Consider the following 23206-nt stretch of genomic DNA (forward strand, 5'->3'; position numbering starts at 1 on the left):
TTGCATGGAATTAGATCGGAACCCGAAACAATCTTCAGATGCGACGAAATTCATCGCATCAATGCCATGGATTCATGTCTGACGATTAGGCGAAGTCGTCCTTGCACTCCCAATCCCGTTATAAGCTTTCCACCCGTTCGTGCTTTTGCATATGCAAATCGATTCGTTCGCGTCCGCGCGACGGCGTTTTAACGTGTGCGCTGCGGCAGCAGCCCAGCAACGCCGCCAAGATCATCGACGACAGACGAAACAAAGGAACGGCAATACATGGCAGGCATCGATCGACGGGGATTTCTCATTTCATCGGGCGCGGCGCTCGCGTCCGCAAGCCTGTCCTCACTGGCGTTCGCTCAGGGCGACGCCGGAAGTCCGAAGCGCGGCGGCACGCTCAACATGCTGATCAATCCCGAGCCGCCCGTGCTCGTATCCATCTTTCAGACGACGGGGCCCGCGCTCGTCGCCAGCTCGAAAGTGCTGGAAGGCTTGCTCGCCTACGACTTCGATCTGAAGCCGAAAGCGCAGTTGGCGACCGCATGGAACGTGAGCCCGGACGGTCTCAAGTACACGTTCACGCTGCGCGAGAACGTCAAGTGGCACGACGGCCAGCCGTTCAGCTCGGCCGATGTCGCGTTTTCCATCGATTTGCTCAAGTCGATCCATCCTCGCGGGCGTAGCACGTTCGCCAACGTGGTGAAGGTCTCGACGCCCGATGCGCGCACCGCCGTGATCGAATTGTCGAAGCCCGCGCCGTATCTGTTGAAGGCGTTGTCGGCGGGCGAATCGCCGATGGTCCCGAAGCATCTCTACGCCACGGGCGACCCGCTCTCGAATCCGCACAACAACGCACCCGTCGGCACGGGACCGTTCCGCTTCAAGTCGTGGACACGCGGCGCGAATATCGTCTATGAGCGCAACCCGGACTACTGGGATGCGGGCAAGCCGTATATCGATTCGCTCGTGTTCAAGGTCATTCCCGATGCGGCGGCGCGTTCCGCTGCGTTCGAAACCGGCGCGCTCGATCTCGGCGGCGAGAATCCGGTGCCGCTCACGGACTTGCCGCGTCTTGGGCAACTGCCGCAGCTTGCCACGGAAACGCGCGGGTATCGTTTTCTTCAGCCGCAATCGGAGATCGACTTCAATCTCGATCATCCGATCCTGAAGGATCTGCGCGTGCGTCAGGCCATTGCGCACGCCATCAATCCGCAGATAGTGCAGCGCACGATTGCATACGGTTACGCCGATATTTCGCCGACACCGATCACGCCTGCATCGCCCTATCACGACGCCAAGATCACGCCCTATGCGTTCGATACGGCGAGCGCCGAGAAGCTGCTCGATGCGGCGGGTTATCCGCGCAAGAACGGCGGGCCGCGTTTCAGTCTCACGCATGACTTCCTGCCTTATGGCGATATGCATCGGCGTCAGGCGGACTATGTGAAGTCGGCGCTCTCGCGCGTGGGGATCGACGTGACAGTGCGCTCGCAGGACTTGCCTTCGTTCCTGAAGCGCGTGTATGCGGACCGCCAGTTCGACTTCACCAGCATAGGCGTGAATACGCTGTTCGATCCGAGCGTGGGCGTGCAGCGTCTTTATTGGTCGAAGAATATTCGTCCGGGCGTGCCGTTTTCCAATGCGCCGCACTACAGCAATGCGGAAGTCGATACGCTGCTCGAATCGGCATCCGTGGAAACGGATGAAGGCAAACGGGTCGCGCTTTATCAGCAGTTCCAGCAGATCGTGAATCGCGACTTGCCTGTTCTGAACCTCATCGCGCCGCGCATGATCACGGTCGCCAACAAGCGCGTGCATAACCACACGGTGTCGGCGCAAGGTCTGGAAGGCAATCTCGCCGATGTCTGGCTGAGCGCGTGAAGGCATCCACATGAGCCGACGCACGCGCCTCGCCGCCATCGTTCGCCGCACGGCCTGGCAAGCCGTGCCGACGATGCTTGCCATCGTGATCCTCAACTTCTTCCTGCTGAAGCTCATGCCGGGCGATGCCGCCGATGTCATCGCGGGAGAGTCCGGCTCGGCCACGACGGAGAGCTTGCAAGCATTGCGCGCGAAGTTCGGTCTCGATCAGACGGTGCTCCATCAGTTGTGGTCGTATCTCTCGCATCTCGCGCACGGCAGTCTTGGTTTCTCGCCGCGTTACGACGCGCCCGTCATGCAGCTGATCCTTTCGCGGTTGCCCAATACACTCATTCTGATGGGCGCGGCACTTGGCATTGCAATCGTGGCGGGCATCGTACTCGGCGCGGTCATGGCGCATTGGGCCGGCAAGTGGCCGGACCGTGTGCTGTCCGTGCTTGCGTTGTTGCTCTATTCGACGCCGGGCTTCTGGATCGGGCTTCTCGCCATCGTGCTGTTCTCGGTGCATCTCGGCTGGCTGCCGAGCGGCGGCGACGTGACGGTTGGCGCGAACCTGCATGGCTTCGCTTATCTGGCCGATATCGGCAAGCACGTGCTGTTGCCCGCGGTCACGCTCGCCACGTTCTTCGTCGCGATCTACGCGCGTCTCACGCGCGCCGCCATGCTCGAAGTGCAGCGGCAGGACTTCGTGCGCACGGCGCATGCAAAAGGATTGCATCCGTTGCGCGTCACCGTGCGGCATGTGCTGCGCAATGCGCTGATGCCGCTCACGACGATGGTCGGCATTCACTTCGGTACCTTGCTCGGCGGCGCGGCCGTGACCGAGACGGTGTTCAGTTGGCCAGGGCTTGGCCGCCTCGCGCTCGATGCCGTCATGGCGCGCGACTTCAGCGTTCTGCTCGGCGTCCTGCTGCTTTCGTCGCTGCTCGTGATCGTGGCAAACGTGGTGGTCGATCTGTTGCAGGCATGGCTCGATCCGCGTATAGCCTGATACGCCCGACACGCCTGACATTCATTCGAGGACGCATGGCTTCCGATTCCCCCGAACTCGTTTCATCCCATGCCTCGCCCTGGCGACGTCAGCTCGCGGGCGCGTTGTTCGGCACCCGCCGTGGTGAAGGCGCACCCACGGCCCGCGCGCGGCGTGGCGCATGGCACGCGTTATTGCGCAACCCTTCGGCGCTTGCGGGACTCGTGTTGCTCGCGGCGTTCATCGTGCTTGCGTTGAGCGCGCCGCACTTCTATCCGGGCGATCCGCTCGACATGGTTGCGCTTCCATTCGACTGGCCTGGCGCCGATCCGATGTATCGCCTCGGCACCGATTCGCTTGGCCGAGATGTCGCCGCGGGCGTAGCCCACGGCACGCGCGTGTCGCTACTGATCGGCGCATCGGCGGCTGCGATCGGCTTGTTGATCGGCACGCTCGTGGGCGCTATCGGCGGCTTCTTCGGCGGTCTCGTCGATGATCTGCTCGTGCGTATCACCGAACTCTTTCAGACCGTGCCGTCGTTCCTGCTCGTGATCGTGATAGTCGCTATAGGACGGCCCAGCGTGACGATCATTGCGCTTGCCATCGGCATTGCTTCGTGGCCCACGGTCGCGCGAATCGTGCGTGCCGAGTTCCGCACCTTGCGTCAGTCGGACTTCGTGCTTGCGGCGCGCAGCCAGGGCTTCAGCAACGCGCGCATCATCTTCGGCGAGATTCTGCCGAACGCGTTGCCGCCGGTGATCGTCACTGCATCCGTGATGGTGGCGAGCGCCATCCTGATCGAATCGTCGCTTTCGTTTCTCGGCATGGGCGACCCGAACGTCGTCACGTGGGGCGGCATGATCGGCGCGGGACGCGATTCGCTGCGTACCGCGTGGTATCTGACGGCGATACCGGGCGCGGCCATCGTGCTCGCCGTGCTCGCATTGAACCTGCTCGGCGACGGGCTCAACGACGCACTCAACCCGCGCATGCGCGAACGACCATGACGAGGCGCGACGTGGCCAATCTACTTGAAGTGCGCGACCTGCGCGTGAGCTTCGGCGCGCACCACGCGGTGCGCGGCATCGACCTCAATATCGCGGAAGGCGAGACGCTGGCGCTCGTCGGCGAATCGGGCTGCGGCAAGTCCGCGACCGCGCTTTCGCTCATGCGTCTCGTGCCGGAGCCCGGCCGCGTGACGGGCAGCGTGCGTTTCGACGGACGCGATCTGCTTGCGCTGGCGCCACGTGAAATGCGTGCGATGCGCGGCCGACAGATATCGATGATCTTCCAGGAGCCGATGACATCGCTCAATCCGGTGCTGTCGATCGGCGCGCAGATCGTCGAGACCTTGCGGCAGCATGAGGCGCTCTCGAAGGAAGCCGCGCATAAACGTGCCATCGAATTGCTCGACCTCGTGCATATTCCCGAGCCGCAGCGGCGCGTGTCCGACTATCCGCATGAGCTTTCGGGCGGGCAACGTCAGCGCGTGATGATCGCCATGGCGGTGGCGTGCAGGCCGCGTCTTCTCATCGCCGATGAACCCACCACCGCGCTCGATGTGACCATTCAGGCGCGCATCCTCGAATTGCTCGCGGAGCTGCGGCGCGAACTCTCGATGTCGTTGTTGCTCATCACGCACGACCTCGGCGTCGTCGCGAACCATGCGGACCGGGTGGCGGTGATGCTTGCGGGCGAGAAGGTCGAGGAAGCGAGCGTGGAGCAGCTTTTTACCGCGCCCAGCCATGCCTATACACGGGGATTGCTCGGGGCGTCGTTGAATCTGTCCGGCGAGTTGCATTATCGCGAGTGGAAGCTGCCGGAGATAAGGCACACCGTCACCGAAGACGGTAAGCCCGTCTTCGACGTTACGCCGCTTGCGCCGCATCGGATCGTGCCGACCGCACAGGCGGACGATGTGCCCTTGCTTTCAGTGCGGGATTTATCGGTGCATTACGCGCATCGTCATGGCAAGGACTTGCTGCGTGCGGTCGATGGCGTGTCGTTCGACATCGCACGCGGTGAGACGGTCGGTCTCGTTGGCGAATCGGGTTGCGGAAAGTCCACGCTATCGAAGGCGATCATGCGGCTCGTGCCGTCCGCTGCCGGCGTTATCCAACTGCGCGGCACCGACCTCGCACCGCTTTCCGAACGTGCCTTGCGCCCGCTGCGCCGTCAGGTGCAGATGGTGTTCCAGGACCCGTATGCGTCGCTCAATCCGCGCCGTAGCGTGGGTGAAATACTCGAAGCGGTGCTGGAAGTAAATGGCATCGGCGATGGCAAGACACGGCGTGCACGCGCTGCGGCCATTCTCGATCGCGTTGGTTTGCCCAGTGCCGCGCTCGGGCGCTATCCGCATGAATTTTCGGGCGGTCAGCGTCAGCGCATAGGCATTGCGCGTGCGCTGATTCTCGAACCCGCGCTTCTCATCTGCGATGAACCCGTGTCCGCGCTCGACGTATCCATACAGGCGCAGATTCTCAATCTGCTGGTCGAACTCAAGCGCGATCTCGGGCTTGCGTATCTCTTCATCTCGCACGATCTTTCGGTGGTGCGCTATATCGCGGACCGCGTGCATGTGATGCAGGGCGGACGCATCGTGGAGAGTGGACATCATCGCGAGATATGGCGAGCGCCGCGGCATGCTTATACGCGCACGCTGCTCGAAGCCATTCCGGTGAAGCAATTCGATGCGGAAGCCGCATGACACAGAACCATTCAAACAAGGAAGAAGGTATGTCACAACAGGACCCGCGCCAGGCCGCGCTCGATGCGCTGCCCGCGCTCGCCGAGGCGATCGGCGAAGATGCAGCCGCACGAGAGGTGCGCCGCGAGTTGCCCTTCGAGGGCTTCGCATTGTTTCGTCAGTCGGGTCTTGGCAAGCTGCGCTTGCCGGTGGAATGGGGCGGTCTCGGCGGGTCGCTCGAAGACGTGTTTCATGTGATCGCCACGCTTGCCGCGCATGAAAGCAATGTCGCGCATGCGCTGCGTATTCACTTCGATCAGACCGAAGCGCTGTTGCTCTCGCCCCGCACGCCGTTCAACGAATTGCAGATCAGGCGCGTGGTGGATGGCGCGATCTTCGGCGGAGCTTCGACCGAAGCGGGCACATCGCGTCCCGGCGAGATCACGACCCGTTTGCAGCGCGACGGGGAGCACTTTCGACTGAGCGGCCGCAAATATTACTCGACTGGCACGGCGTTCTCGGACTACGCGCGCCTCAACGTGCAGGACGAAAACGGCGATGCGGCCGTTGCCATCGTGCCCGTGCAACGTGAGGGTTTTCGCGTGATCGACGACTGGGACGGCATGGGCCAGCGCATGACGGCAAGCGGCAGTCTCGAGTTCGACAATCTGCTCGTGCATGCCGATGAAGTCACGCCGCGCGTGCAGTCGACGCTCACGGGACGTCATGGCGGCGCGTTGCGTCAGTTGCATCTCGTGACGGTGGCGGCGGGCATCGTGCGCAATATCGTCGCGGATGCAAAGCGTTATGTGCTGAAGCATGGCCGGCCGGTGATGCACAGCACCGCGCCCACCGCGCGCGAGGATGAGTTCATTCAGCAGGTGATCGGCGAACTGAGTGCGCATAGTCACAGCATCGATGCACTGGTGCGCGAAAACGCGCGCGAGTTGGAGCGTTCCGCACAAGCCATTCGCAATGGCGTTGCGAATGCCGAGGCGCTCGTGCTCGAAGGCGCGCTTGCGACGGCGCGCACGCAGATCGTGGTCAGCAAGCTCGCGCTGTTTGCAGGCGAGCGGATGTTCGAGGCGGGCGGTGCATCGGCGACTTCCCGGGCGCATAACTTCGACCGGCACTGGCGCAATCTGCGGACCATCTTCAGCCACAACCCGCTGCTGCACAAGGCACGCGTGATCGGTGACTACGAATTGAACGGCGTGACCACCCATTTGACCGAAGGGAAGGTTTTCTAAGCTGCATTGACGCCGTTCACCGGACGAGGCACGGCGAAGTGTCCAGCGCTCGCGCGGGTTTTCAGCGCAAATCGCCTTCATCACGAGGCGATGAAGCCATCGCAAAGCTCAGGGCTTGTAGCCGTCGTTCAACGTCTGCAGGAACGCGACGATGTCGCGAATATCCGCGTCCGTCATCGCGGGCTTGTCGCCGAACTTGCGGTCGAACGGCGCGTCCTTGTCATCGATATTCGCGTGATACCGCGGCGGCAGATCGTCGTACTTACGCACCGCGCCCTTCGCGTCTTTCGAATAGAACTTTTGCGGCGCGGTATTGCGCTCGTTGTAGAAGGCCATCACGTCGTCGAGCGAATGATAGATGCCGTTGTGAAAGAACGCGTGGCGCGTAGCGACGTTGCGCAGCGTCGGCGTGAGGAACATGCCGCAATACTGCGTCTGGTCACGCAGATCGTCACGGAAAGGTCCGCATACGCCCATGTCGAAGAACTTCGGATCGTGATTGGTCGCGAGCTTGTCGTTGCGCGGCACGCCAAGCGACTCGTACTGATAATCCGTGAACATGGGCGGCAGGCCATCGCCGCCAGGCTTCGACAAATGGCATCCCGCGCAATTGGCCTTGGCGGGATCGTTGAAGAGGTGCAGGCCGTGCAACTCCGCTTGCGTGAGGCGCGTCTTGCCTTCGAGCCAGTAGTCGTACTTGCTCGTATAAGGATGAAACGCCTGTTCCTCAACCTGATAACGCGCCACCGCGAACATGGCTTCCGACACGGCCAGGCCGCGCGTATCGAAGATGCGCGGGCCGAAGAGCTTTTCGAATTCGCCTTTGTAGGCCGTATGCGCTAGCTTGCCGGACACTTCGTCGAGACTCGTGTTCGCCATCTCGACCGGGTTCAGCATGGGACCGGATGCCTGTGCCTGCAAGGTATCCGCGCGGCCGTCCCAGAACAGGCCGCCTTGTGGAACCAGCGCGGGTGCGGCGGGCGCCACGCCTGCGGTCTTCGTGGCGCGTTGCGTGCTTTTGGCCTGATCGGCGAGTTGCGCGAGATCGGGCGGGGCGTCGGCATCGCCTGCATCGGGACCAATGCTGAAGTTCGGTTGCCGATACAGATACATGAGCGAAGGCGGCGGCCGATAACCCTGCAAGCTCAAATGCGGTCCGCCTTCCTGCACGGACAGATCATTGGATGGCCCGAACGAATGGGCCGGGTCATGGCATGACGCGCACGACTGCTTGCCGGATGCGGAAAGCGTCTTGTCGAAGAAGATGTTCTTGCCGAGTTGCGCGACCGCACTCAGTTGCACGGCCGGCGGACGCTGCAAGACAACCGGCGCGGGATTCGCGCCGGTCAGGTTTTCCACGATCTCGCCGACGGCCGCAGGCACATGCGATGGATACATCGACGCAAACGCACCGAACGCGCCTGCGGCGATCACGAGGGCAGCAACGCCGCGTAACGCATGACGCCTGAGCGGCGGCTTGTGAGGGGAACGACCGAAGGCGGGTTCGACAGTAGCGGACATGTACGGATGAGTTTGGAAAAACGCGATGTCGCCGGCGAGCGGCGACACGATACGAGCGGCGATGGCGCGCATTGAATGCGCGCGCCCATGCGTCACCTTCAGATTGCGGGCACCGATGCGACCGGCGAACCGAGCGACTGATCGACGAAGACCTTCGGGTTGTTGCCCTTGCCCGAGAAGTCGAACATGCCCATGATGCTGCCGGCCGTGGCGTCGAACGAACCGCTGCCGAGACGCGTCGAACCAAGCCAGTTGTCTTCGATGAAGCGCACCACCGAAGCCTGCGAGATCGCCGTGTGATCGACGTAATTCACCTTCGCCCAAGGCGAGATCACTAGAAACGGAATGCGCGTGCCCGGACCGCAGCGGCCATTCACCGCGCCGCCGTTCACGCCGACGGGCGCCGCGCCCGAGCCGCATTTGCCCGCACCGTTCAACTGGTCGGCTTGCGGATCGAACGACGATGAAGTCGGTACCGCATAAGCGTGGTCGTACCAGCCATCCGAGTCATCCCATGCAACGATCACGGCCGTCGTGTTCCAGTCCGGCTGTTGCTGCAGGAAGTTCACGATCTTCGACGTGAAAGCCTGCTCGTCGAGCGGATCGGAATAGCCCGCATGGCCGTCCTGGAACGCGGGCGCCTTGATGAAGCTCACCGAAGGGTAGTTGCCGGCCTTCACCGCAGCGAAGAAGTCGTCGCTATCGTATTCGTGATTCGCGGGCTCGGCGGTCTTGCCATCCGCCTCCAGCGACGAACCGATGGCCGCCGTCGAACTCGGACGCAAATGCTGCGGATTCGCCGTCGACGCGTAGTACTGGAACCAGTTGTGATGTGCAACGTAGTCGGCCGTGGATGCATTGACCACGTTCGAGAAGGTCGCGCGCTTGCAACCGGTCGAGCCGTCGCTGTTCACGGTGGCGAGATTGAAACCGCCCATGAAGCCGCCCCACGTGATGCTCTTAGCATTGAGCAAGTCGCCGATGTTCTTCGAGGTCATCAACGCCTGATCCGTCGTGCTCGAACAGACGTCGTTGGCGGGATCGACGTCGTTGATCATCGAGAAGCCGCCTTGACCGTCGGCGACATAGTACGAGCCCGATGCCGTCGTCAGGTTGAACACGGGCTTGCTCGTCTTCACGATCTGCATGCCGTTGTTCTGACCGGAGACGACTTCGAGCGCGCCGGGCGTGGACGGGCCGTAGGTGTCGGTGTACGCGTTGTCGCTCATCGCGAAGTTTTGCGCGTAGTTCCACAACGCGGCGACCGTGTTGCCGTCGTAATAGCCCATGACTTGGCCTGCCGTGCCGAATGCACCCGCGCCGCCGCTCGAACCCTTTCCCGTGTATTTCGGGAAGAGATCGGCTGCACCGTTGTTATAGGCTTGTTGTTCCGCGGTGTAAGCGTGGTTCTGGTCGGCGGTCGCGGCTTGCGTGCGATCGAGCCGGAACGGGTTGGCGGCAGCCGCGCCGTTCAGCGTGTTGACGAAGTTCGGGTTGGCCGTGAGCAGCGTGCCAGTGAGGCCATTGACCGTCGGCGTGCCGGCGGCCGCCGTGAAGGCGGGCTCGCCCGCGGGGTTGGCGGCGTTCGGGTAGGTTGCGAAGTAGTGATCGAACGAGACGTTCTCGTTGAAGATCACGACTACGTGCTTGATGGGCGTGGCGGTGACGAGCTTGTTTTGCGCGCTCTGTTGAGCGTTGTTGTCGTGATCGCTGCCGCAGGCGTAGAGGCCGAAGGCGGCGATCGCGGCCGATGTTGCGACCATGATGGCTCGACGAAACATGAAGGAACTCCGGGGGTCGATGTGATTTTGTTTGATGAGGCGCAAAGGCTTCTCCTCGACGCGGATTACAACACTCGCGTGTTGCGCGTCGAAGTCGAAGCGCTTTCGCACCTCTTACTTCACATTGACGATTCGGCGTATTCCGGCGTGTTCCTGATCCGACTCCGTAAGGCTCTTATTTCGCGGCAGCCCCAATGCCGTTCAGTTCCTCGATCACTTCCGGCGACAATTCGAGGCCCGCACTTTCGATGTTCTGCCGCAAATGCGCGCGTGAGGACGTACCCGGAATGAGCAGGATGTTTTGCGAGCGTTGCAGAAGCCATGCAAGCGCTACTTGCATGGTGGTGGCGCTCACCTGTTGCGCGACGCGATTCAAGATGTCGGATTGCAAGGGCGAGAAGCCGCCGAGCGGAAAAAACGGCACATACGCTATGCCTTGCTGCGCAAGATGATCGATCATGGCGTCGTCGCCGCGATGCGCGAGGTTGTACTGGTTCTGCACGCAGACAATGGGCGTGATGCTCTGTCCTTGCGTGAGTTGCTTCGCCGTGACGTTGCTCAGGCCGATATGCCGGATGAGGCCCTTGCGCTGCAATTCCGCAAGCGTCGTAACCTGTTCCTCGATATCGCCTTCAGCGGGACCGGCTATGTCGAACATGACGCGCATGTTCACGACGTCCAGCACGTCGAGGCCGAGATTGCGCAGATTGTCGTGCACGGCAGATTCGAGTTCGGCGGGAGACCGCGCGAGATTCCACGATGCGTCGTCGCCGCGTTTGGCCCCCACCTTGGTGACGATCACGAGATCGTCGCGATACGGATAGAGCGCTTCACGAATCAGTCGATTGGTCACGTGCGGGCCGTAAAAGTCGCTCGTGTCGAGATGCGTGATGCCGCTGTCGATCGCTTCACGCAGCACGGCGATGGCTTCGTCGTGGTCCTTGGGCGGGCCGAACACATGCGGCCCTGCGAGTTGCATGGCGCCGTAACCCATGCGCGTCACGGACGATTCGCCGAGTTGATAGAGGCCAGCGCGGTTTGCGTCGGTCATTGCAATGCTCCTTGCATCCGTCGATGCGAAATGGATTCTCGAAACTGCTCGTCTATAATACGAATAATCCTTCAGATTGTGCATTCGCATATGTCGAGCGACAACAAGACCGCGTTGAAGCCCCGCAAGCTGCCGCGCCAGGCGCGTTCGCAGGCCACCGTCGATGCAATCTTCGACGCCACTATTCAGGTTTTGCTGGCCGATGGTTTGCAGCGGCTCACCACCATTCGCGTGGCCGAGAGGGCCGGTGTGTCCATCGGCACGTTGTATCAATACTTTCCGCACAAGCAGGCGTTGTTGTTCGCGGTGCTGGAGCGGCATCTCGGCAGAGTAGGCGACGTGCTCCAGCAGGCGGCGGAGTCGGTGCATGGCGAGTCGCTGGCGACCATGGTGTCTACAGTCGTGGAGGCATTCGTACGAGCAAAGACCGCACGTATAGATGAAGCGCGCGCGCTGTATGCGGTCGCGGCCGAACTCGATGTGCGGGAGCTTGCGCAAGGCGCGGAACGCCGAAGCCGCGCTACGCTCGTTGCCATGCTTGCGACAGCGTCGGACGCCATCTTCGACGATCTCAATACCACTGCCTTCATGCTCGCAGCGGCGATGGTTGGACCCACGCGCTTGATGGTCGAAGGCGGAGCACCGCGCGCCATGTTGCGGGCCCTGCCGCGTCAGCTCGAGTCGCTATGTCTGGGTTATCTGGAGCGAGAGGCAAGGCCGCGCGCGCGGTTGAAGCGCACCGGCGCTTCGTGAGTACGGCGTGCATGGGGCGGAGTTAGCCAGCCTTCGAGTTTTGAGCTAGGCTTGATGTCTCGACTCAACTCATGGCTGCAAAATCATGTCTCGTCCCCTGCAAATCGACTTCGTTTCCGACATCGCGTGCCCGTGGTGCGCCGTTGGTCTTTCATCATTGCAACGCGCGCTGGAACGCCTAGGCGATACCGTCGATGCAACCATCACGCTGCATCCGTTCGAACTGAACCCGGACATGGGTCCGGAAGGCGAGCGTATTGTCGATTACCTGGGCAGGAAGTACGGCCGCACGCCCGAGCAAATAAAGGAAGCGCAAGCGATGATCCGCGAGCGTGGCGCGAGCGCCGGCTTTACCTTTGGTCAGCGCGATTGGGTGTACAACACATTCGATGCGCATCGGTTGCTGCATTGGGCGCGTATCGAAGGCAAGCAAGTGCCGCTCAAGCTCGAACTCCTGCGTGCGTATCATTCCGATGGTAAAAACCCGAGCAATCGAGATGTATTGATCGAAGCCGCCAAGGCCGTCGGACTCGACGGCGACGCCGCGCGTGAAGTGTTGACGAGCGGCGCGTATGCGAACGAAGTCCGAGACGAGGAACGCGAGTTCCAGCGACTCGGCATCAGTTCGGTGCCCGCGATCATCTTCGATCGACAATATCTCGTGAGCGGTGGCCAGCCCGTGGAAGCGTTCGAAGAGGCCATCCGCAAGATCGTCGCCGAGGCGCAGTAAGGAAACGAAGGGCACGCTTACTTGGCTGCGCCGACGAGCGAGAAAGCGTCCCAGGTCGGATCGATAGGCGTGTGCGGATTGTGCGTGAGCGCTTCAGCCACGAGCGGTTCGCATGCGCCGTAATCCGAACCGACACTGTCGCTATGCGCTTGTGGGAAGTTCACGCCCGTGACCTGACCGCCCCAACGATTGACGGTCGCGGTCATGCTGCACTTGCCAGCCCCACCCACCTTCAAATCCAGCACGAGCGCGTTCAAGTCGAGCGCCGCATCGGAGTTGGAAAAATTCCACTGCACTTCCATACGGTCGCTTGGGCTATTGCGATCCACGAGCTTCATGGTCTTGTCGGGAATGCCGACGGACTGCACCAAATCGAGCACATTGGAGCCGATGAGCGCGCCGTCGGTGTTGCGGGCTTCATGCGTTCGAATGGCGCTACATCCTGTCAGCAACGTGAAAAGAAAAGCGAAAGCGATCGTCAAACGTGACATGCGGGCTCCTTTCGATGAGCGTATCGATTGATGAAACGGCGCGCGTCCCTCGAATGGTGCAGGATTGCCGAACGACGCGAACCGCTTGAATACTGGTGCGACACCGCTGCTGCGGGCTGGTTCCAAACTTGCGGCATCGGTTTATGTGTTGAACACGGGTTACTCGCTTTCAACGCGCCACGGAAACAGTCCAAGCCATGCGAAGGAGACTTGATGCACAACGATGAATCACGACAATCGAACATGCGGCGACGCGTGCTTGCTTCCATCGGCGCGGGTTTGCTCGGCACGATGAGTGTGGGTGCAGCGACGCAGACGGCATTTGCTGCAGGTGCAGAAAACGCGCCTCGTCTGGAAACCGTGGCAACTTTCGACGATGATTTTCGTCTCGTGGGAATCGGCGTATCGAAGGAGGGGCGTGTGTTCGCCACGGCGCCGGCTTCGGCGAAGCGATCGCGTTACAGCATGGTTGAAGTCGATACGAAGACCGGCGCGCTCACGCCGTTTCCCGACGAAAGCTGGAATGTTTTCAAACCGGATGAAGATGGTTCGCATCAGTGGATTTCGGTACAAGCGCTATGGGTCGATGAACAGGACCATCTGTGGGCGCTCGACTCGTCGCTGACATCGGTCGATCAGACACGTCAGCCACCGAAGCTGATCGAGTTCGATCTGGCTACGAAGAAGATCGTGCGTCGGTTCGACTATGGCAGTGTGGTGACGCCGAAGGACTCGCTCAACGACATTCGCGTCGATCTGAAACACGGCTACGTGTATTTGAGCAATGCTGCAAATCAGGGCGGCGTGGCAGTGACGAACCTTGCAACTGGCGAGTCGCGTCTCGTGCTCGCGGGCGACAAGTCGAGCGTGTCGGACCCGCAGCAGCATCTCATGTTCCGCGATCAGATTGCGCGCAAGGGCGATGGCAGCGTCCTCGTCTTACAGACCGATGGCATTGCGCTTTCGCCCGATCGCGAATGGCTTTATTACCGGCCGCTCACGGATCACCACTATTGGCGAGTACCGACCAAGGCGCTTATCGATACGTCGCTTTCTGCTGACGCCCTATCGAAGAAGGTGCAGTTTCTCGGCGACGGCGCGTTGACCGGCGGTCTCATCATGAGTCCAGCTGGCGTGCTATACGGTGGCGATCTGGAGAACAGGACCGTGGTGGGCTTCGATGTCGTCGAGAAGCATGGCAAGCCCGGGCTCGTGCAGAAGACGCTGGTAGGCAAGCATCCGCAGCTTTCATGGGCAGATGGCTTTGCTATTCAAAACGGCTGCTTGTATATCGCGGATTCGCATTTGCATGAGTTGAACAACTTCTCCAATCCTTACCCGCGCGAAGGCAAGTTCGCGATCTTTCGCGTGCGCTTGCCGAAGCAGCCGGCGCATGGGTTGGCGGGTTGAGTTTAGCCTGGCGGTTGATGCTGCGGCTCATCGACGGATTGCCTCAAGCGAGTCAAGCAAGGGCCACGCACTTGCCAGTTCGCTTCGCATTTCGTCGATGAGCCATTGCGCGATCTGCCGCGCAGGCTCCGGAGGATTCGACGAGCGATGTTCGAGCACACAGTGACAGCCCGTCGCTACATGACGACTCCGTGCTGGCACCACCTTGCCTTCGTTAAGCGGTGCCGCTATTGCCAGCAACCATCCGGGGACAATGCGACGCACAGAGTTCGAAACTGCGTGCACTGAAGGGCAGTCCGTCGGGTCGGTTGATGAGGTATCGGTATGGAGAATTTGCTTGGCTGAGTCGGTATGCACGATTCAACGTGGAAGCGCCGCCAACGCAATATCTCCGGCGTTCCCTAATTGCTCGACCTGCCAGCAGTTATCCATCAACGCGCGAGTTTGCTCGGGCGAGAGAATCCCATCGGCGAGATCGGAGAACTTCTTCTCCAATTGCTGATCGGTCATCGGCACTTCGGTACTGCCGATAGCGTGCTGAATATACTTGTGCAGCTTGCGGCCGTCCTTCAGCACGATCGTCATGTCGACCTGTTCCGGTTTTATCGCGGGATCGATGATCGCATTCACCTTGTCGCGCAACGCAATGGTGTTCGGGTCGCGCACCTTCGCATCGCTGAACTGCTTCTCACCGGCCGCGCCGTCGATGATCGCAATCGCTACCGCATGATAGATGCTGAATTTGCCTTCGAGCCCGATCTGCGGCGTCTTCTTCCCCGTCAACTCAATGACGAGAGGATGCACGCGAAGATCGATACGTTCTATTTGATCCGCTTGCAGCTTGTTTTCGTTGCGAAGCTGGATTGCACCGTCTATTGCCGGATGAATGACGATGCCGCATGCAAACGGCTTGTACGTATTCAAGGTCGATTCGTAATGCGATCCCAGACCTTCGGTAATCTCGCGGTAATCCTGCTTCGTGCTGATGGTGTTCGCCCATCCGCGCTTGGCTTCGATCATGCCGTCAGAACTCGTGTAATCCCTTGCCGCCAGTAAGGCCGCGAAGATGCCGTTCGCGGCGGCGCGCCCCGGATTGAAGCTCTTGTTCATCGAGCCGAATGACTCGCGCAGTCCTACCGGTTGCGACGCTGCAAGTCCCAGCGCCCATACCATTTGCTGAACGCTCAGTCCCATGAGCTTGCCGGTCGCGACGGCCGAACCGAATACGCCGCATGTTCCGGTGATGTGCCAGCCGACATCGTAGTGATTGGGATACACGGCATTGCCAATGCGCAATTCGGTTTCGACACCCAGCACGAGTGCGTTGAGGAAGTCCTTGCCCGACACCGGTTGGTATTGCGAGAACGCGAGGATCGCGGATGCCACGGGACCCGCCGGGTGAATGATCGTCTTGAGATGCGTGTCGTCGTAATCGAAGATATGACTGCTGACGCCATTGATAAACGCCGCGTTCATGATGTCGAAGCGCTCGGCGCGGCCCAGCAGATTGGCTTGTGGCGGACCTGAGAATGGCGTGAGCGCGGCGACGGCGCGACTGACGGTTTCATCGTGCGAGCCGCCGACCGCGACGCCGACCCAGTTCATGAGCGTGCGCACGCCTTCCTTGCGTGCTGGCGCGGGCAAATCTTGATAGCTCGTCTTGCAGATGAACTCCGCAAGTATGCGTGTGACTTTCGGCGGGCGGGCGTTGGGTGCGCTTGCGGGCGCAGGTGTTGAAGCCGAAGCCGCGTTAGATTGAGCGAACGCGGCCGGACTGACGGTAGCCGATGCCAAGGCACCCGCTGCGCTGGTCCTGAGGAAATTACGACGGTCGAATGCGGACATTTTCTTTGTCTCCTTGAGTACTCATGCCGTGATAGATGGCTTGGTATCGCGGCGAGCAGGTTTCGCTCCCGAAGAGATCAGACTCACGGTCCTCCAGCGTGATAGGACCTTTCCTTGACAGCCTCGTTCAGCAACTGTTATTAATAATGGTTATCATTTAGCCTGAATCGATCACGCCGCTGGCTTGCGTGACCATCGCGCTTGCAACTTCTGCTCGGCCATCTGTTTCGATGCCATCGGCGTCGGTCACACGGCGCGTGTCCGCGACGGGACACAGTGCACTCATGAACTCAAGGATTCGCCAGCCAATGACTGGTTTGATTACGAACCGAATTGCCCGCGTGGGGCCGCTCGTATCGCGCATCGTCTGCGCGATGTTCGGCGGTTACACGCTTGCCGCCCTGACGAGCGTCGCCGCGCTCGCGCTGCCGATGAGCAAGCCACAAGCGGTGCTCACCGGCATGCTGGCAAGTTTCGTCGTCTACGTATGCGCGGTGATCTGGGTCTTCGCGGTGCGGAGCGCAACGCGCGCATGGTTCGGATGCCTTATCGTATCGATACCGCTCCTGATCGCGGCGTGGTCGGTATGAAGGCAGACGTCAAACCGCGCGGCATCCGCCAGAGCATGTCGGACCTGCATACATGGGCCGGTCTGCTCGTCGGGTGGATTCTCTATGCCATGTTTCTCACCGGCACGGTCAGTTACTTCAAGGACGAGATCTCGCAGTGGATGCGCCCGGAAGTCGCGCATCAAAAGGTCTTGCCCGACGCGGCATCCGCTGCCGAACGCGTCGCCGCGACGCTTGGCACCATCGCTGCGGGAAGCTCGCAATGGAGCTTCGACTTGCCGAACGATCGCAGCAGCGTGATGGGATCGTTCTGGCGCACGCCGGGCGCGGCGCAGAGCCGGCGCACGTTTTCGGAAGCGAGCTTCGATCCTGCAACCGGCCAGAAAGTGACTACGCGCGAGACGCTTGGCGGTGACTTCTTCTACCGCTTTCATTTCCAGTTTTACTACATGCCCGCGCTGTGGGGACGCTGGATTGCAGGCTTCTGCGCGATGTTCATGCTGGTCGCAATCGTAAGCGGCGTCATCACGCACAAAAAAATTTTCATCGACTTCTTTACTTTTCGATGGGGCAAGGGACAACGCTCATGGCTCGACGCGCACAATGCGCTGTCGGTGTTCGGCCTGCCGTTCCACTTGATGATCACCTACACCGGTCTCGTCACGTTGATGGCGATGTACATGCCGTTCGGCGCATCGGCCGCATTCAAGACGCCCGCGGAACGCCAGCAGATGACGGCGCAACTGAGCGCATTCATTCAACCGGGCAAGCCCGATGGAACGAAGGTTCCGCTCGCGCCCATAGCTCCGATGGTGCGCGAAGCCGAAGCGCGCTGGGGCCGGGAAAACGCGGGACGAGTGACGATCACGAATCCGGGCGACGGCGCGGCACGCGTGGCCGTATCGCGTGGCGATGCGGTGCGTGTATCGATGAGTCCGCAGTATCTTCTCTTCGATGGCGTGACGGGCAAGCTCATCGACGTGAAAGACAGCGTGGGCGCAGCCGCCGAAACGCGCGGTGTGCTCTATGCGTTGCATCTCGGGCGCTTCAGCGGTCTGCAACTGCGCTGGCTGTATTTCATCGTCAGTCTCGCGGGCACGGCGATGGTCGGCACCGGCCTCGTCATGTGGACGGTCAAACGCCGTCAAAAGCTGCTCGATCCGACGCGGCCGTACTTCGGCTTCTGGCTCGTCGAGCGGCTGAATATCGCGAGCATTGCGGGACTTTCCATCGCCATGACCGGATATCTGTGGGCGAATCGACTATTGCCCGTGTCGATGCACGACCGCGCCGAAGCGGAGATCAACCTGTTCTTCGCCATCTGGGCGGCAACGTTGCCGTGGGTGTTCGCGCGGCCCGCGAAGCGCGCGTGGATGGAACTGCTTTGGCTTGCGGCTGCCTTGCTCGCGCTCTTGCCGGTGCTCAATGCCTTCACGACGCAAAGGCCGTTCTGGCGAAGTGTCCCGGAAGGCGATTGGGTGTTCGCCGGATTCGATCTGATGATGTGGGCGTTCGCCGCGTTGCATGCCGCATTGGCGATACGCACAGCACGTCACACGCCGCGCGTGAAGCCCGCGAGAACCGTCGACGAGCGCAAGGTGACGATGAAGGAAACCGAGGAGGAAAGCACGTGACGCATGGAATCGCCTTGCTGGTCTGCGTCGTGTCATTCGCGTTTCTTGCGCTGGCAATGGAGCGGCATCAAGAGACCCTCTTCGGACGCGAGCTGTCACGCGGTCAGTCGCGCGCGTTTCGCACCGCCGGATGGTGCGGCCTCGTGCTCGCGCTTCGATACCTCGTCGGTGGCGAAGGCTGGGCGCTCGGACTCGTGAGCTTTAGCGGATGCACGAGTCTTGCCGCAGGCATCGTATATGGCGCGCTCATCTTGCTTGACCGACGCGAGGTTCGTGGATGAATGAAGCATCGCCCACGCCTCGCATCCATCAAAACGCCGTGCGTAATCCGATCATCACGCTACGACCGCCTTCAGGCGCGATGTCCCTTACGACCGAACTCGCGTAACGCACTTCCTGATTCGTCAGGTTCTGTCCGCGCACGTAAGCGAGCCAGTCCGTTGGTCCGACGCGGAACTTGTACGTGAGCGTGAGCCCGAGCGTCGTGTAGCTTCCCGTCGGCAGATCGTTCTCCGGCACGCGATGCTGCGCCCACGCGTGAACCATTTCCGCGCGCGCGCCGTACGGACCGTAGCCGTAGTCGAGCGCGAGTGTCGTGCGCAACGGCGAGATGCGCGGCAAGGCTTCGCCGGTATCGACATTACGGGCATGCGTGTAATCGGCGACGACTTCCACATCGAGCCGATGCGCGCCTTGATCGAGCACGCGCCATTTGCCATCCAGTTCGATGCCGTAAAACTCCGCGCGCACGCCGCGATAAACCGCTTCGTCGAGCGCGTCGTCGGTGCCTGGCGCCACGGGCGTGTCGTCGTCGTTGACGAGACGGCCCGTGTTGAACTCGGTCAGATAGTTGCGAAAGCGGCTGTAGAACACGCCCGCGCTGCCTTTGTTGGGACCGCTCGCGAAGCGCAAGGACACGTCGGTGGACACGGCCTTTTCCTTCTGCGCGTCCTGATTGCCGATCAGGTACTGACCGGTGGCATCGTGCGGACCGTTGGCGAAGAGTTCGTAGTAAGTCGGCGCCCGCTCCGTGTAGGCGAGATTGCCGACCACCGACCAGATCGGATTCAGCTTGAACAACGCGCCCGCGGACACGCTTCCCGCGTTGAAATCACGCGACATCGCCGATGCGAATTTCTCGTTGCCGCCCGCCGTCGGGTCGATCTTCACATGCTCGTAGCGTGCCCCGACGCTGAGCGTGAGCGCGTCGTTGACGGCCCATTCCTCGAGTCCGAAGAGCGCGGCGCTCGTCGTCTGCGATGTCGGCACGAGCGCTTCGTCGCCGAGCGCGGAAAATGTGTTTTGACTCAACTGCACGCCGATGGCGCCATCGAACGGACCGATCTTCTTGTGACGCGCCTCGATGCGCGCCTCGTAGCCGTGGTTACGAAAGGTCGTGCCGGTTTCGCCGTCGTCGATCTCCTTGTGTTCGTAATCGGTATAGCCGAAGTTGAACTTGAGCTGGCTGAACGGTCCTTGCAGATTGCGTATCTCCGATGCCGCCGTCACGTGATCCTGATGCATGCGCAGACGCACATCGTCTTCGGCGACCGATCCGTAGTTCGCTTCGTAGCCGTTGTAGCTCACACCCGCATATCCGTCGGCCCAGGTGTAGGACGTGCCGACCGCGCCGCCGTGCCAGCGCCCGTCGCTATTCGGGATGCTGCCGTAGGGCTCTTGCGCGTCCGGTCCGTCGAGCGCGCGCTGGCGATCCGAGTGCGTAAAGCCGGGGACGCGCTCCTTGCTGGTTTCGCGGTCGAAGGCATCGACGTGAAACGCGAACTGCCCGTTGCCGCCTTCCACGAGCGCCGCGCCCGCGCGCGCATCGTTGGCGCCGCCATAGCTGGCATCGGCCTGACCGGAGACGCCTTTGATCGGCTCGCGCGGAATGCGGTTGTCGATGGTGTTCACCACGCCGCCTATCGCGTTGCCGCCGTATAGCAGCGCCGCCGGTCCGCGCACGATCTCGACGCGCTCCACTGAAAGCGGATCTTGCGGGACGGCGTGATCGTACGAGAGCGACGATGCATCGAAGGCCGCGACGCCGTTTTGCAGTATGCGGATGCGGTCGCCGTCCATGCCACGGATGATCGGCCGGCCGACCATCGGACCGTAAGTCGTCGTGGAGACGCCGGGCAGACCGTTGAGCGTCTCGCCGAGCGAATCGCCGCGTCGCAGAGCGAGGGCGTCGCCGTCGAGCGCGCTGGATGGCGACATCAACTGGTTCGATCCAAGCGGATTCGCCGTGACGAATACCGGCGTGAGCGCGGTGTCCGTTACGTTGCCGGCGGCCGTCTGGCCGCGTGCCACGGCGGTGACCAGCAGCATGCCGAGTGGCAAGAGGCGCTGTCTGCGCGGCGCTGGATGAGCGAAAGGCGTGTGGTGCAAGATTTTATTGCTCCTGTCGAAATGATATAACGTTGCATCCGATGAGCGTACGGAGGCGTAAGGAACGGCATCCACCGCAGGCGGTGAGATGATATAACGTATCTTTACAAAAACGCCAGTGTCACGTGATCGACTAAACAACGCGCGTCAGTTGCGCAAAACACCACACCTTTTTGCGATGACTTGCCCCATCGTGTCCGCTGCGATATTCGATGTGATAAAAGTCCGCGTGCTTTTTTCGATCGGCTTCACGAGAGCCATCGGCAAAGCGCGACATACAACATCGATCAAAGCATCCAGCACACGACATCCATGAAGACGATCACATCGCGTGCCGTATCCGCCCTTGGCATCACGGCCATTGCACTCGCCTGTCACACCGCATTCGCGCAAAGCTCGGTCACGCTGTACGGCGTCGCCGACGTCGGCGTGCGCTATCTCACCAACGCCAATGCCAACAACGACGGCAAGGTGTTCATGACCAACGGCGCAATCACCAATAGCCGGATCGGCTTGAAAGGCACTGAAGATCTCGGCGGCGGTCTCAAGGCGATTTTCCGTTTGGAAAGCGGCGTGGAATTGCAGAACGGCCAGTACTCGGATAGCCAGCGCGAGTTCAATCGCGCGGCGTATGTCGGTCTGTCGAACCAGTACGGCACGCTCACGCTCGGCCGCCAGAAGACGCCGCTTTTCGACATGCTGGGCGATACCTACGACCCGCTCACGGTCGGCAACTACTTCGAGAATGCGTGGTTGCCGGTCGCGCTCGGCGCCGGTCTCTATGCGGATAACGCGGTAAAGTACAACGGCACGTTCGCGGGCCTGACGGTCGCGGCGATGTACTCGTTCGGCACCAACTACACGTCGACGGGCGCGGGCGGCTTCTCGGGCCAGGTGCCGGGTCACATGGGCGCGGGCAACATGTACGGCTTCACGGCTTCGTATGCCGTGGGGCCGCTTGCCATCGGCGGCGGCTACCAGCAGAACAGCGACAACGCCAGCAACAAGCAGAAGATCTGGAACGCCAACGCGGTCTATACCATCGGTCAGGCAAAGCTCTACGTCGGCTATCTGCACTCGACGGATGACACCGGTTTCGTCGATAGCACGCTGTCGCAACGCGATCTCGTGTCGGGCGTGGATATCCTCAAAGGCTCGGGTCGTCGCGACGATGGTCCCTTCGCCGGCATCACCTATCAAGTGACGCCCGCGCTCTTGCTCACCGGCGCGTTCTACTACGACCACATGAAGAATGCGGCAATCGGCGGTGGAGAAGTCGGCAGCGGCAATCGCTATACGGGCGTGGCGGTCGCAGAATATGCGTTGTCCAAGCGCACCGAAGTCTATGGCACGGTGGACTTCAACAAGGTAACGGGCGCGGGCTTCGTGGAACTGCCGGGACGCTCGAATCAAACGGGCGTTTCCATCGGGCTTCGCAATATTTTCTAAGTGCTATCGATGACGGCGCGTTCGCACCGCGCCGTCGATGTCGCCTCTTGCTGGTGCGAATATTGCGATCTTTCGTGCTATTCGAAGAAGGACCGGAGTCAGCGCGCTTGCGCTGACTCCGCCTCACAGGAGACGACATGCCCGAGAATCAGTCCCCCGATGTCTGCCGCATGGGTGTCGCGTTTATCGACGCCCAGTTGCAATCGCTCTATATCCACGCGGCGCTATTGAGCGGATGGATCGAGAATGGCGGTCCTGCACCCGATTTCAGCGGCGTGGAGCGGCTCCTGACGATTCGCCACGCGCATCCCGAAGCGCACACGCATAGCGAAGACGGCATGCCTGCCAAGCGCGCGCCGGACGGTCCGCCGCCGTTGCTTCCGTCACTCGACGATCCCGCCGAACGCATGGCTTTCGCGCTTCGCGTGCCGTCGACGAACGCGATTCTCGCCGTCGCCGATTTTTTCGATGCGCATCGCCTGTCCGGTTCGCGCACGCCCGAAGTGCAGTTTCTGATGCGTATCCGCGATGCCGCCGTCAATGCCAATACCTTGCATGTCGAGACGGGCGTTTATCGTCCGCACGCGGCGTATGGTGGAATCATCATCGACGAAGCGCTCGACGGCGCACGGCTTTTCAGCGACGGAGAAAAGCCCGGCTTCATGGAATTTGGCGATACGGTGGGGTTACTGCGATATCTGCGCACGCTTCTGAAGAGCATGCAGACGGTGATCAGCTCAGGCGATGCAGGTTGAGCGCGGCAATCGGCGAGCATGAAGCCCGCTGAATGCCGCGCCCGGCATTCA

The 23206-nt window shown here is 61.3% G+C and carries 20 protein-coding genes; 13 read left to right on the forward strand and 7 right to left on the reverse strand.

What is annotated here, in order from left to right; translation table 11 throughout:
• The first annotated feature begins 267 nt into the window (after window positions 1-267).
• Genes NCT03_RS26490 through NCT03_RS26510 form a run of 5 tightly spaced genes read left to right on the forward strand, consistent with a single transcriptional unit; the run spans window position 268 to window position 6778 of the window.
• Window positions 268-1872 carry an ABC transporter substrate-binding protein gene (locus tag NCT03_RS26490; RefSeq protein WP_244830896.1) on the forward strand — a complete coding sequence of 535 codons (1605 nt, stop codon included), beginning with the start codon at window positions 268-270 and terminating at the stop codon, window positions 1870-1872.
• A gap of 10 nt (window positions 1873-1882) precedes the next feature.
• Entirely contained in the window at window positions 1883-2863 is a 981-nt protein-coding gene (locus tag NCT03_RS26495) for an ABC transporter permease (protein WP_244830895.1), read from the forward strand.
• A gap of 35 nt (window positions 2864-2898) precedes the next feature.
• Entirely contained in the window at window positions 2899-3849 is a 951-nt protein-coding gene (locus NCT03_RS26500) for an ABC transporter permease (protein WP_250494506.1), read from the forward strand.
• Between the two features lie 11 nt (window positions 3850-3860).
• The gene (locus NCT03_RS26505; protein WP_250494507.1) at window positions 3861-5549 is read left to right on the forward strand and encodes an ABC transporter ATP-binding protein; all 1689 of its coding nucleotides are present in this window, start codon (window positions 3861-3863) and stop codon (window positions 5547-5549) included.
• A 29-nt stretch (window positions 5550-5578) separates the two neighbouring features.
• Window positions 5579-6778, forward strand: coding sequence for an acyl-CoA dehydrogenase family protein (locus NCT03_RS26510; protein WP_250494508.1), 1200 nt, complete (start codon window positions 5579-5581; stop codon window positions 6776-6778).
• Between the two features lie 108 nt (window positions 6779-6886).
• Here NCT03_RS26510 and NCT03_RS26515 read toward each other — a convergent pair whose 3' ends face one another.
• From NCT03_RS26515 to NCT03_RS26525, 3 genes are all read right to left on the reverse strand, one after another.
• The gene (locus NCT03_RS26515; protein WP_502800430.1) at window positions 6887-8299 is read right to left on the reverse strand and encodes a cytochrome-c peroxidase; all 1413 of its coding nucleotides are present in this window, start codon (window positions 8297-8299) and stop codon (window positions 6887-6889) included.
• A gap of 98 nt (window positions 8300-8397) precedes the next feature.
• Window positions 8398-10080: a phospholipase C gene (locus NCT03_RS26520; RefSeq protein WP_250494509.1), complete on the reverse strand. Its 1683-nt coding sequence runs from the start codon at window positions 10078-10080 to the stop codon at window positions 8398-8400.
• Between the two features lie 175 nt (window positions 10081-10255).
• A complete protein-coding gene (locus NCT03_RS26525; protein ID WP_250494510.1) occupies window positions 10256-11131 on the reverse strand; it encodes an aldo/keto reductase family oxidoreductase in 876 nt (291 codons plus the stop codon).
• A 90-nt stretch (window positions 11132-11221) separates the two neighbouring features.
• Here NCT03_RS26525 and NCT03_RS26530 point away from each other — a divergent pair, with 90 nt between their 5' ends.
• Window positions 11222-11884, forward strand: coding sequence for a TetR/AcrR family transcriptional regulator (locus NCT03_RS26530; protein ID WP_250469255.1), 663 nt, complete (start codon window positions 11222-11224; stop codon window positions 11882-11884).
• A gap of 85 nt (window positions 11885-11969) precedes the next feature.
• Complete coding sequence (locus NCT03_RS26535; protein ID WP_250494511.1) at window positions 11970-12614, forward strand: DsbA family oxidoreductase; 645 nt, start codon at window positions 11970-11972, stop codon at window positions 12612-12614.
• A 17-nt stretch (window positions 12615-12631) separates the two neighbouring features.
• On the opposite strand, the gene NCT03_RS26540 is transcribed toward NCT03_RS26535, so the two are convergent.
• Window positions 12632-13105 (reverse strand): hypothetical protein, encoded by a 474-nt coding sequence (locus NCT03_RS26540; RefSeq protein WP_244830887.1) that lies wholly within the window; start codon window positions 13103-13105, stop codon window positions 12632-12634.
• Between the two features lie 213 nt (window positions 13106-13318).
• Between NCT03_RS26540 and NCT03_RS26545 the strand changes: the two genes are divergently transcribed.
• Window positions 13319-14515 carry an L-dopachrome tautomerase-related protein gene (locus NCT03_RS26545; protein WP_250494512.1) on the forward strand — a complete coding sequence of 399 codons (1197 nt, stop codon included), beginning with the start codon at window positions 13319-13321 and terminating at the stop codon, window positions 14513-14515.
• 360 nt (window positions 14516-14875) lie between these two features.
• On the opposite strand, the gene NCT03_RS26550 is transcribed toward NCT03_RS26545, so the two are convergent.
• Window positions 14876-16360, reverse strand: a complete 1485-nt coding sequence (locus NCT03_RS26550) for an MmgE/PrpD family protein (protein WP_250494513.1) — start codon at window positions 16358-16360, stop codon at window positions 14876-14878.
• A gap of 157 nt (window positions 16361-16517) precedes the next feature.
• Window positions 16518-16646 carry a hypothetical protein gene (locus tag NCT03_RS33895; protein WP_284503466.1) on the reverse strand — a complete coding sequence of 43 codons (129 nt, stop codon included), beginning with the start codon at window positions 16644-16646 and terminating at the stop codon, window positions 16518-16520.
• 22 nt (window positions 16647-16668) lie between these two features.
• Between NCT03_RS33895 and NCT03_RS26555 the strand changes: the two genes are divergently transcribed.
• Genes NCT03_RS26555 through NCT03_RS26565 form a run of 3 tightly spaced genes read left to right on the forward strand, consistent with a single transcriptional unit; the run spans window position 16669 to window position 18844 of the window.
• Window positions 16669-16950 carry a DUF3649 domain-containing protein gene (locus NCT03_RS26555; protein ID WP_250469259.1) on the forward strand — a complete coding sequence of 94 codons (282 nt, stop codon included), beginning with the start codon at window positions 16669-16671 and terminating at the stop codon, window positions 16948-16950.
• Window positions 16947-18563: a PepSY-associated TM helix domain-containing protein gene (locus NCT03_RS26560; RefSeq protein ID WP_250494514.1), complete on the forward strand. Its 1617-nt coding sequence runs from the start codon at window positions 16947-16949 to the stop codon at window positions 18561-18563. The genes NCT03_RS26555 and NCT03_RS26560 overlap by 4 nt, the downstream gene beginning before the upstream one ends.
• Window positions 18560-18844 (forward strand): DUF3325 domain-containing protein, encoded by a 285-nt coding sequence (locus NCT03_RS26565; protein WP_250469261.1) that lies wholly within the window; start codon window positions 18560-18562, stop codon window positions 18842-18844. Before NCT03_RS26560 ends, NCT03_RS26565 begins: the two co-directional genes overlap by 4 nt.
• Before the next feature lie 28 nt (window positions 18845-18872).
• On the opposite strand, the gene NCT03_RS26570 is transcribed toward NCT03_RS26565, so the two are convergent.
• On the reverse strand, window positions 18873-20891 hold the full coding sequence (locus NCT03_RS26570; RefSeq protein ID WP_250469511.1) for a TonB-dependent receptor: 2019 nt from the start codon (window positions 20889-20891) through the stop codon (window positions 18873-18875).
• 372 nt (window positions 20892-21263) lie between these two features.
• On the opposite strand from NCT03_RS26570, the gene NCT03_RS26575 reads away from it, so the two are divergent.
• Together NCT03_RS26575 and NCT03_RS26580 are read left to right on the forward strand one after the other, a co-directional pair.
• Complete coding sequence (locus NCT03_RS26575; protein ID WP_244830882.1) at window positions 21264-22400, forward strand: porin; 1137 nt, start codon at window positions 21264-21266, stop codon at window positions 22398-22400.
• 137 nt (window positions 22401-22537) lie between these two features.
• A complete protein-coding gene (locus NCT03_RS26580; protein ID WP_250494515.1) occupies window positions 22538-23155 on the forward strand; it encodes a hypothetical protein in 618 nt (205 codons plus the stop codon).
• Window positions 23156-23206: the final 51 nt, after the last annotated feature.

The sequence above is a fragment of the Caballeronia sp. GAWG1-1 genome, from assembly GCF_023631465.1.
GTDB lineage: Bacteria > Pseudomonadota > Gammaproteobacteria > Burkholderiales > Burkholderiaceae > Caballeronia.